This is a genomic window from Amycolatopsis sp. NPDC059027, from assembly GCF_042739735.1.
Taxonomy (GTDB): Bacteria; Actinomycetota; Actinomycetes; order Mycobacteriales; family Pseudonocardiaceae; genus Amycolatopsis.
Genome location: NZ_JBHYIK010000013.1, coordinates 22,210 through 31,845, shown reverse-complemented (window position 1 = coordinate 31,845; position 9,636 = coordinate 22,210). Strand labels below are relative to the sequence as shown.

Below are 9,636 nucleotides of genomic sequence, written 5' to 3'. Positions count from 1 at the left end.
GCCGGAAAACCGGCCGGGCACGAACCGTCATCGGCTGGTCGGCCGACCAGCCCCGCGAGTCACTTACCCGCCACTGCCGAGGCGGCGTCGTGCTGCCGAAGCGCAAGGTCTTCGGCCAGGTGGTCCCGGACAGTGGCGTCGCCCGTGCGCTGGAGCCCGGCGGCCCGCAGGGTGTTGACGCAACCGGGCACATCGGCGACGGCGTAGCAGTTGTCGGGCCGGTTGCCGCTCACCACCGCCCCGTTGGCCAGCGTGACGTGGGCGCTCAGCGTGTAGATACCGCCGCCGCTGGCGGCGAGCGGGTAGGCGCCCGCGCCGGGGTCGCCCGCGCTGTTGTCGGTGACCGCGCCACCGTCGAGGGTGAGGGTGTCGTAGAAGACGCCGAATCCGCCGCCGCTACCGCCGTAGCCTGCCCAGCCCGCGTATCCACCGGGCCCCGCAACGCCGCCGTCGCCGCCGCGGCCCGCGCGGTTGGCGGTGATCTTGGTGTCGGTGATGGCCGGGTTCAGTGGCTGCCCCTGATTGGCGGAGATGAACACCCCGGCGCCCGTACCGCCGCTGCCGCCGTCTCCGGCCCCACCGCCGTCGGGACCTCCGGCACCACCCTTGGCACCGTCCGCGGCGCTGTTGCCGGTGATGCTGCTGCCGGTGATGCGCAGGACGCTGCCGCTGGTGCCCTCGACGCCGCCGCCGAAACCACCCGAGCCGCCCCGGCCACCGGGCTCCTTGCCCGTGCCGTTGCCGCCCCTGCCGCCCGCGCCGGTGATGTTGCCGGTGATCAGGCTGTTGGTGACGGTCAGTGGCACCGAGGTGCTGCTGTAGGACGAGACGCCACCGCCGAATCCGCCCAGGCCACCGCGCCCGGCGTGGGTGGTGGCTGTGGCGTCGGCGCCGGGAGCGCCGGCCCCGGCGGTGTTGCCGGTGAGCACGCTGTTGGTGAGTGTCAACGGGCCCCAGTTCTCGATACCGCCGCCGCTCCCGCCCGGTTTTCCTTCCCCGTAGGAGTCGGTGCCGACGCCGTCGGGGGCGTGGCCGCCGGTGAGTGTGATTTCGTTGAGCGTCAGGTCGCCCCAGTTGGAGATGAGCCGGAACTGGGGCGCGTCCTGCGCCCTGGCGATCGTGGCGTGGTTGCCGTTGATGGTGAGCTTTCCCCGGATGGCGGGCAGCCCGGCAACCCACGTGGCGTCGGCGGGGGTGGTGAGGGTGTAGACGCAGTTCGGCGCCAGGGACAAGGTGTCCGGGTCGGCGGAGGCGTTCGCCGCGATGACCTCCCGGATCAATGCCGCCGGATCACAGGGAACGTCGATGTCGGCGGCGTAGGCGCTCGGGGCGCCCAGAGTGAGCGTTCCGAGCGCGGTCAGCGCCACCGTGGCGGGCACGGCTGCTCTTGTTCCAGGTCTTCTGCGGTGCTGCATCGCGGAACCTTTCAGGTTGTGGGTTCGGAGACGAGTACCGGCGGGCTCGTGACGGCGCCGCGGATTCGGCGTCGCCGGTCCGCGGGCGGTTTTCGGATTGGCTGCGTTTGCCCGGCGGGTACCTATTACCGGTAGCCGGGACAACGGAAATCCCCCATCGTGAGCACACCCTCCCTCGGCAAATATTAGGAGGGAAAGATCTCGTCCTCGTCTACTGTGATGCACATCACAGTGAATGTCTTGTCGGCTAACCCTTCTGGCTCAACGAGGCGACTTCTGATTGTTTATGGAATGTTCGGACAATGTGCGGTGAATATGTATTCGGCCAATTTCCCGGGGCGAGGTGATTTGTGTGTTCGGGATGGCCGCACTGCTATCGCGTCACGTCGGCGCGACTCACCGCGCTGTCACGCCGGGCCACGGATGGGCGACATCCGGCGCCGTTTTGAACCGCTGGGCGCGCTCGGCCGTGTGCAGGGTATCGAGCACAGTGAGGAAGGACGGTCAGCCGATGAGCAGCGTGGCCGTGCTGGGCCTGCCCAGGAACTCGCCCCGGGGCGGGCGGCTTGCAGTACTGTCCACGCCGACCCAGAACGCCGTCGGAAGGACCAGGGTGGCCATCGGAGGCTGGCGGCCCAAGAGGGCCAAGGGTGAGGACCTCATCCGGCAGCTCTACGCCGAACACGGCCGGAGCCTGCTGGCGTACGCGACGAGGCTGACCGGCGATCGCGCCGCGGCCGAGGACATCGTCCAGGAGACGCTGGTCCGCGCCTGGAAACACGCCGACGATCTGCAGAACGACGGCAAGGGCTCGGTCCGCGGCTGGTTGCTGACGGTGGCCCGCAACCTGGTCACCGACCGGGCGCGGGCGCGCGCGGCCCGGCCACAGGAAGTGGCCGAACCGGCCTCGGGTGTTCCGTTGCCCGCGGTGGAACGCGACCACGCGCAGGGGGTCGTCGACTCGATGGCGGTGCTCGGCGCGATGGACGGGCTGACCGCCGAACACCGGGAAGTCCTTGTCGAGCTCTACTACCGGGGCCGGACGGTGACCGAAGCGGCGAAGGTCCTCGGGATCGCGCCCGGTACCGTCAAGTCCAGGTCCTACTACGCGTTGCGTGCCCTCCGTGCCGCGATGTCGAGCGGGGGAAGGGAGGCAGCGCGATGAACAACGCGATGGAACAGGATCACGCGCTGCTCGGCGCGTACTCCCTCGGCGCGCTGGACCCGGCCGAGGCGGCCGAGTTCGAACGGCGGCATCTGGCGATCTGCGGGCAGTGCCGGCACGAACTCGGTGAGCTGACAGCGCTTCGTCGCGTCCTCGATGACGTGCCACCCGAAGCGTTCCTCGACGGCCCGCCCGAGGGAGGCGACCTGCTGCTGCAACGTGCCCTGCACCGGGCGCGGGCCGAAGAAGCCGATGCCGCTTCGCAGCCCTACCAGCCGCGACGCAAGCCTCGGGTGCTGGTCGCCGCCGCGGTCGTCCTGCTCGCCGTGGTCACGCTCGGCGCCGGTTGGGTGATCGGCAGGCAGACCGCGGCGCCGGTAGCCGAACCGACGCCCACGCCGCCGACCTCCGCACCCCAGGGACCGGCACCGCGCCAGCTGCCGCCCACCACCGACCCGGTCACGAAGGCGAGTCTCGACGCGAAGGTGTTCCCGTTCGCGGGCTGGGTCAAGGTGCAGGTCCAGGTCCAGGGCATCCCCGCGGGGGAGCGGTGCCAGCTGCAGGTGGTGGCGAAGGACGGCCGTCGTATCGCCGCGGGGAGCTGGCAGGTTTCGGCGAAGTGGGAGCACGAAGGCTTCACACTCGACGGTTCCGCGCTGGTCGCTCCGGACGACGTGGCCTCGGTGGACATCGTCACGATGAACGGGCGGAAGCTGGTTTCGGCCCCGGCCACGGCGTGACCGATGTTCGCGCGCTACCGCTTCCGCAGCACCTGGCTCCTCCCGGCCGTGGCGCCCGAGCGCGTGTTCGGCGCGGTGGTCGATCTGGAGTCCTACCCGCGATGGTGGGCCGATGTCCGCTCGGTCCGGCAGCTCGACGAGGACACCGCCGAACTCGTCTGCCGATCCCGGCTGCCGTTCCGGCTCGTCGTCCGGATGCACCGGGATCAGCAGGACGAGCGGGCGGGCCGGGTCCGGGTCCGGCTCAGCGGTGACCTCGAGGGTGTCCTCACCGGGACGATCGGTCCCGTGCGCGAGGGCACCCGCCTGGAGATCGCGCAGGACGTCCTGGCGCGCAAACCGTTGCTGCGCAAGCTGGACACGGTGGCCCGGCCGGTCTTCCGCGTGAACCACGCGCTGATGATGCGGCGGGGCCACCGCGGCCTGCTGGGTTACCTGGCCTCGCCGGCGGCCGAAAGTTCCGGCTGAACCACCGGGCGCGGCTTCCGCGTCGCCAGGACGAGTGCCGCGGCCAGCACCGCCGCCGCGAGGAACCCGGCGCTCAGCCCGTAGGCCAGCCGGTACCCGCTCGCCAGCGCTTCGCGGATCTCCGCGCCCGCCGCGACCAGCCCGTCGGCGCGGGCCGCCGCGGCGGTGGCCAGCACGGCGGTGCCGATGGCGGCCCCGACCTGCTGGGTCGTGTTGATCAGCCCGGAGGCGACGCCGGAGTCCTCCGGGGCGGCCCCGGACATCGCGAGCCCCATCAGCGCCGGGATGGCGACCCCGCCGCCGGTGCCCATCAGGACCAGCGCGGGCAGCACGTCGACGACGTAGTGGCCGTCGGCGGGAACCCTGGCCAGCAGGACCATCGCCACGATGATCACGCCGATCCCGGTGATCAGCATCGCGCGGGGGCCGAAGCGCGCGCTGAGCCGGTCGGCGAAGCCGAGCGAGCCGATCGCGATCATCACCGGCGCGGGCAGGAAGGCGAACCCGGTGCCGAGCGCGTCGAGCCCGAGCACCTTCTGCAGGTACAGCGCGGTGACGAACTGGAAGCCGAGCAGCCCGGACACCATCAGGACCATCACGAGGTTCGCGCCGGTGACGGAGCGGATGCGGAAGAGCCGCAGCGGCAGCAGCGGAGTGCGCGCTTTCGCTTGCCGCAGCACGAAACCGGCCAGCAGGAGCACCGCCGCGGCGAACGAGCCGGACGTGCGGACGTCGCCGATGCCGCGTTCGCCCGCCTGGATGATCGCGAACACGAGCAGCATCACGCCGCCGGTCACCAGCACCGCGCCGAGCGCGTCGATCCCGGCGCGCAGCCCGGTGCCGCGGTCCGGTTCGATCACCCACAGCGCGAGTACCAGCGCCGCGATCCCGATCGGCAGGTTGACGTAGAACGTCCAGTGCCAGTTCAGCGCCTGGGTGAGCGCGCCACCCGCGATGAGGCCGAGCGACGCGCCCGCCGCCTGCGTGAAGCTGTAGACGCCGATCGCCTTCGCCCGTGCCCGCGGCTCGGGGTACATCGTCACGATCATGCCCAGCACCACGGCGGACGCGAGTGCGCCGCCGACTCCCTGCGCGAACCGGGACACCACGAGCACGGACGCGTCGGCCGAGACGCCCGCCGCCAGCGAGGCCACGGTGAACAGCGTCAGTCCGCCGAGGAACACCCGGCGCCGTCCGACGAGGTCGCCGAGCCTGCCGGACAGCAGGAGCAGGCCGCCGAACGCGACGAGGTAGGCGTTGACCACCCAGGCCAGCCCGGCCGGGCCGAAGCCGAGTTCGGCCTGGATGGCCGGGAGTGCCACGGCGACGATGCTGCTGTCGAGCACCACCATCAGCGACGCGGCGCTCAGCACGGCGAGCGCGAGCCCCCGAGAGCGGTTGGCTTCGGACATTTCTGGTCCCTCCAGTACGTTTCCCCAGGTCGTGCACAGGGCACGACTTGTTACGGTGCACATCATGTGTGACCATGGGGCGGCGCCGTAAGGAGGCACTTTCATGTCCCAGAGGAACATCGCTGTACCCGACCAGGCAGCGGGGCTGGACCCCGGGAAAATGGATGCCTGCACTGTGCTCGAGGTCATCAACCGGGTCAGTGGCAAGTGGGCGATCGGCATCCTGCTGGAGGCGACCCGCGGTCCGGTCCGCTTCACCGAACTGGAACGGTCCGTGGAGGGGATCAGCCGCCGGATGCTGACGCTGACCCTGCGCAATCTGGAGCGGGACGGCCTGCTCGCGCGCACGGTGTATCCGACGGTCCCGCCGAAGGTCGAGTACGAGGCGACGCCGATGGCGAAGGAGCTCTACGAGAGCTTGACCGGGCTGGTGGGCTGGGCCGAGCGGTACCGCGAGGCGATCGCCGAAGCCCGCGTCACCTACGACGGTCACGCGGGCTGCTGACACCGGCCGCGCGGAAATGTGCCGTGGTGCGAGCACGGGGGAGGGGCGCTCGTACCACGGCACATTTCCGGCCGCACGCGGGTGTTACGTCAGCGCGGCCTTCTTCTCCTGCTCGCCGCCGTTCCCCGGTGAGGGTTCGTGCTCGTCGAGCAGGGTGGCTTCGTCGAACGGTTCCTGGCCCGTGAACACGCGCCGGGCCTGGTCGCGGTCGAACTCCTTGGTCCACGATCCGATGAGGACGGTCGCGACGGCGTTGCCCGCGAAGTTGGTGAGCGCGCGGGCTTCGGACATGAAGCGGTCGATGCCGAGGATGAACCCGACGCCGTCGACCAGCTCCGGCCGGTGCGACTGGAGACCGCCGGCGAGCGTGGCGATGCCGGCGCCGCTGACGCCCGCCGCGCCCTTCGACGCGATGATCATGAACAGCAGCAAGGTGATCTGCTCGCCGAGGGCAAGGGGTTTGTCCTGCGCGGTCGCGATGAACAGCGTCGCCATGGTCAGGTAGATCGCGGTGCCGTCGAGGTTGAACGAGTACCCGGTGGGCACCGTGATGCCGACGACCGGCTTGCTGACCCCGAGGTGTTCCATCTTCGCGATCAGCCTCGGCAGCGCCGACTCCGAGGACGACGTCGACAGGATCAGCAGGAACTCCCGCGCCAGGTACCGCAGCAGCGAGAAGACGTTGACCCGCGCCCCGATCCACAGCACCGCGCCGAGCACGCCGAAGACGAACACCAGGCAGGTCAGGTAGAAGCCCAGCATGATCACCAGCAGGCTGCGCAGCGCGCTCCAGCCGGTTTCCCCGACCACCGCGGCGATCGCGCCGAACGCGCCGATCGGGGCCGCCCACATGATCATCGCCAGGATCCGGAACACCAGCCGCTGGATGTGCTCGATCCCGCGCCGGATCGGCTCGCCCTTGCTGCCCAGCTTCTGGACCGCGAACCCGGTCAGTAGCGCGACCAGCAGCGTCTGCAGCACCTGTCCCGAGGTGAACGCCGTGCCGAAACTGGTCGGGATGATGCCGAGGAGGAAGTCGACGCCGCCCTCCCCGCCGGTGGCCTGTTTGTGCGCGCTCTGGACGGCGGCCGGAGTGAGGTGCAGCCCGGTGCCCGGGTGCAGCATGTTGCCCACGATCAGGCCGATGGCCAGCGCGAACGTCGACATGACCACGAAGTAGACGAGCGCCATCAGGCCGACCTTGCCGACCTTCGCGGCCTTGGCGACCGAGCCGATGCCGAGCACGATGGTGCAGAAGATGATCGGCGAGATCATCATCTTGATCAGGTTCACGAACCCGGTGCCCAGCGGCTTGAGCCCCTTGGCGAAACCCGGGAACAGGAAGCCGACGGCGATGCCGAGGAGCACCGCGACGATGACCGCCAGGTACAGGTAATGCGTCTTGTCCCGGCCGCGCGGCTTCGCGTCGGGGGTCGGTGGTGTCGGCACCGTTGCCTCCAGCTCATGGTGTTCGAATCGCCGGTCACTATGCGTTGATCGTATGAGCTGGGTCACGGTTGTGTTCATTGAGTTCGTACGACGATCGGGTGACCGACCCGGGGAGACGGTAACGGAAGCACCGCACCGCGGATGCCCGCCGGGACGGCCTGCCGGGATGGCGTGTGCTGGGATGTGCGCGTGCCCTCGACGTCGCGACCCCGGCCGAACAGGTGGAGCATGGCCCGCCAGCTGCTCGTGCTGCAACTGGCCGTGCTGCTGGTCCTGGTCGCCACCGGCATCACCTTCGCGGTCCTCGACGCGCAGCGGGCCACCCGGCAGCGGGCACGGGACCAGACCAGCTCGGTGGCGTTCACGCTGGCCGACTCCACGAGTGTCCTTTCCGCACTGTCCACACCGGACCCGAGCGCGGTGCTGGAACCGTTGTCCCTCCAGGTGCAGCGGGACACCCAGGTCGACTTCATCACGATCATGACCCCGGACGGGACCCGCTACACGCATCCCAATCCCGAACTCATCGGCGGTCACTTCCGCGGCTCCATCGACCAGGCCCGCCAGGGCGGCGTCGTGCAGGAGGTCTACGCCGGTTCGCTGGGACCGTCGGTGCGCACGGTGGTGCCGGTGTTCGACCAGGGCCACCGGGTCGTCGCGCTGGTGGCGGTCGGGATCACCATCTCGGCGATTTCCGCCGAACTGCGGGAGCGGCTGGTGCCGCTGTTCGCGGTGGCCGGTGCCGTTCTGGCGGTCGGCGCGCTCGGCGGGTGGCTCATCAGCACCCGGCTGCGGCGTCAGACGCGCGGGATCGCGCCGGACGCGCTGAGTAACCTGTTCGAGTACCACGAGGCCGTCCTCCACGCTGTGCGCGAGGGCGTGCTGCTGGTCGGCCGCGACGGCCGGGTCCGGCTGTGCAACGACGGCGCGCGTGCCCTGCTGGGCCTGTCCGCCGATCCGACCGGACGCGGGCTGGACGAGCTCGAGTTGTCCCCGAGCCTGACGGCGGCCCTCACCTCGGTCGAGGCGCTCACCGACGAACTCCACGTCACCGATACCCGGGTGCTGGTGGTCAGCACGACGCCGGTGAGCGCGAGCGGCCGGGCGCAGGGCACTGTCGTGTTGCTGCGCGACCACACCGAACTGCAAGCGCTTACCGGCGAACTCACCGCGGTCCGGGAACTCACCGAGGCGTTGCGCTCGCAGGCCCACGAGGCGGCGAACCGGCTGCACACGGTGGTGTCGCTGGTCGAGATCGGGAAACCCGAGCAGGCCGTGGAGTTCGCGACCGCGGAACTGGCGCTGGCGCAGGAACTCACGGACCGCGTGATGGGCGCGGTGGCCGAGCCGGTGCTTGCCGCCCTGCTGCTGGGAAAAGCCGCCGAGGCGAGCGAACGCGGTGTCGAGTTCACCATCACGCCGGACACCGTCATCGACGACACGGATTCCGGGATCGCGCCCCGCGACCTGGTCACCATCCTCGGGAACCTGATCGACAACGGGATCGAAGCGGCCGCCACCCACGCTTCGGGAGTACGTCCCGCGGTGGTCGTCACCGCGCGGTCGGAGGCGGAGGGGATGCTGCTGCGTGTGGTCGACAATGGTCCAGGGGTCCCGGAGGACGCCGCGGAGGAGATGTTCCGGCGCGGCTGGTCGACGAAGGCGGGGGAGGGGCACGGGCTCGGGCTCGCGCTGGTGGGACAGGCGATCCGCCGCTACGGCGGGACGGTCGGGATCAGCCGGGAGGGCGGCGCGGCGTTCACCGTGCGGCTGCCCCGGCAGGAGGGCGGGGCATGATCCGGGTACTCGTGGTCGAGGACGAACCGGTCGCGGCCGAGGCGCACCGGGTGTACGTCGAACGGCTCGCCGGGTTCACCGTCGCGGGCGTCGTGCATTCCGGCGGCGACGCGCTGCGCTTCTGCGAGCGCGAGCCGGTCGACCTGGTACTGCTGGATTTCTACCTGCCGGACACGCACGGCCTCGCGGTGTGCCGGTCGCTGCGCGCGGCAGGCCTGCCGATCGACGTCATCGCGGTCACCTCCGCCCGCGACCTCGCGCTGGTCAAGGCGGCGGTGTCCGTCGGTGTGGTGCAGTATCTGCTCAAACCGTTCACTTTCGCTTCACTGCGGGAAAAGCTCGAACGGTACGCCGAATTCCACGAAGCCTCCGGCGAGGTGACCGGTCAGGCGGAGATCGACCGCGCGCTGGGTTCCCTGCGCGCCAGCGAACATCCCGCGCTGCCGAAGGGGATGAGCGCGCAGACACTGGACGCGATCACCTCGGCACTCGGCCAGGCCTCCGACGGGCTTTCCGCCGGTGCCGCCGCGAGCGCCATCGGCGCCTCCCGCGTCACCGCGCGGCGTTATCTGGAATACCTGGCGGACAACGGGCTCGCCTCGCGCGAACCCCGGTACGGCCAGGTCGGCCGCCCCGAGGTCTGGTATCACCTCAGATAGGGCGTGGCCGCCGGAGGACTTCCGGC

General features: G+C 70.4%; 9 protein-coding genes. 6 read left to right on the top strand and 3 right to left on the bottom strand.

All coding sequences use genetic code 11. The features are described from left to right. Nucleotides 1-59: 59 nt before the first annotated feature. Nucleotides 60-1,379 carry a hypothetical protein gene (locus tag ACFWY9_RS11485; protein ID WP_378327052.1) on the bottom strand — a complete coding sequence of 440 codons (1,320 nt, stop codon included), beginning with the start codon at nt 1,377-1,379 and terminating at the stop codon, nt 60-62. 649 nt (nt 1,380-2,028) lie between these two features. Here ACFWY9_RS11485 and ACFWY9_RS11480 point away from each other — a divergent pair. From ACFWY9_RS11480 to ACFWY9_RS11470, 3 genes are read left to right on the top strand one after another with little or no spacing between them, the layout of a single operon-like run. Beyond that, a complete protein-coding gene (locus ACFWY9_RS11480) occupies nt 2,029-2,580 on the top strand; it encodes a sigma-70 family RNA polymerase sigma factor (RefSeq protein WP_378338831.1) in 552 nt (183 codons plus the stop codon). Beyond that, the gene (locus tag ACFWY9_RS11475) at nt 2,577-3,320 is read left to right on the top strand and encodes an anti-sigma factor (protein WP_378338786.1); all 744 of its coding nucleotides are present in this window, start codon (nt 2,577-2,579) and stop codon (nt 3,318-3,320) included. The genes ACFWY9_RS11480 and ACFWY9_RS11475 overlap by 4 nt, the downstream gene beginning before the upstream one ends. A gap of 3 nt (nt 3,321-3,323) precedes the next feature. After that, nucleotides 3,324-3,788: an SRPBCC family protein gene (locus ACFWY9_RS11470; protein WP_378327050.1), complete on the top strand. Its 465-nt coding sequence runs from the start codon at nt 3,324-3,326 to the stop codon at nt 3,786-3,788. On the opposite strand, the gene ACFWY9_RS11465 is transcribed toward ACFWY9_RS11470, so the two are convergent. After that, nucleotides 3,752-5,200: a DHA2 family efflux MFS transporter permease subunit gene (locus ACFWY9_RS11465; RefSeq protein WP_378338785.1), complete on the bottom strand. Its 1,449-nt coding sequence runs from the start codon at nt 5,198-5,200 to the stop codon at nt 3,752-3,754. The two genes, ACFWY9_RS11470 and ACFWY9_RS11465, sit on opposite strands and share 37 nt — an antisense overlap. A 103-nt stretch (nt 5,201-5,303) precedes the next feature. Between ACFWY9_RS11465 and ACFWY9_RS11460 the strand changes: the two genes are divergently transcribed. Next, nucleotides 5,304-5,705: a winged helix-turn-helix transcriptional regulator gene (locus tag ACFWY9_RS11460; RefSeq protein WP_378338784.1), complete on the top strand. Its 402-nt coding sequence runs from the start codon at nt 5,304-5,306 to the stop codon at nt 5,703-5,705. Nucleotides 5,706-5,789: 84 nt separating this feature from the next. Here the strand turns inward: ACFWY9_RS11460 and ACFWY9_RS11455 are convergent, their stop codons facing one another. Beyond that, nucleotides 5,790-7,154, bottom strand: a complete 1,365-nt coding sequence (locus ACFWY9_RS11455) for a cation:dicarboxylate symporter family transporter (protein ID WP_378338783.1) — start codon at nt 7,152-7,154, stop codon at nt 5,790-5,792. A 228-nt stretch (nt 7,155-7,382) separates the two neighbouring features. Here ACFWY9_RS11455 and ACFWY9_RS11450 point away from each other — a divergent pair, with 228 nt between their 5' ends. Together ACFWY9_RS11450 and ACFWY9_RS11445 are read left to right on the top strand one after the other, a co-directional pair. Beyond that, nucleotides 7,383-8,951 carry an ATP-binding protein gene (locus ACFWY9_RS11450; protein ID WP_378338782.1) on the top strand — a complete coding sequence of 523 codons (1,569 nt, stop codon included), beginning with the start codon at nt 7,383-7,385 and terminating at the stop codon, nt 8,949-8,951. Continuing rightward, a complete protein-coding gene (locus ACFWY9_RS11445; RefSeq protein ID WP_378327045.1) occupies nt 8,948-9,610 on the top strand; it encodes a response regulator in 663 nt (220 codons plus the stop codon). Before ACFWY9_RS11450 ends, ACFWY9_RS11445 begins: the two co-directional genes overlap by 4 nt. The last annotated feature ends 26 nt before the right edge of the window (nt 9,611-9,636 follow it).

What these genes read in the sequence shown, in the direction of transcription:
- ACFWY9_RS11475 (WP_378338786.1), top strand. Translation starts at nt 2,577, where the DNA reads ATGAACAACGCGATGGAACAGGATCACGCGCTGCTCGGCGCGTACTCC.
- ACFWY9_RS11470 (WP_378327050.1), top strand. Translation starts at nt 3,324, where the DNA reads ATGTTCGCGCGCTACCGCTTCCGCAGCACCTGGCTCCTCCCGGCCGTG.
- ACFWY9_RS11465 (WP_378338785.1), bottom strand. Translation starts at nt 5,200, where the DNA reads ATGTCCGAAGCCAACCGCTCTCGGGGGCTCGCGCTCGCCGTGCTGAGC.
- ACFWY9_RS11460 (WP_378338784.1), top strand. Translation starts at nt 5,304, where the DNA reads ATGTCCCAGAGGAACATCGCTGTACCCGACCAGGCAGCGGGGCTGGAC.
- ACFWY9_RS11450 (WP_378338782.1), top strand. Translation starts at nt 7,383, where the DNA reads ATGGCCCGCCAGCTGCTCGTGCTGCAACTGGCCGTGCTGCTGGTCCTG.
- ACFWY9_RS11445 (WP_378327045.1), top strand. Translation starts at nt 8,948, where the DNA reads ATGATCCGGGTACTCGTGGTCGAGGACGAACCGGTCGCGGCCGAGGCG.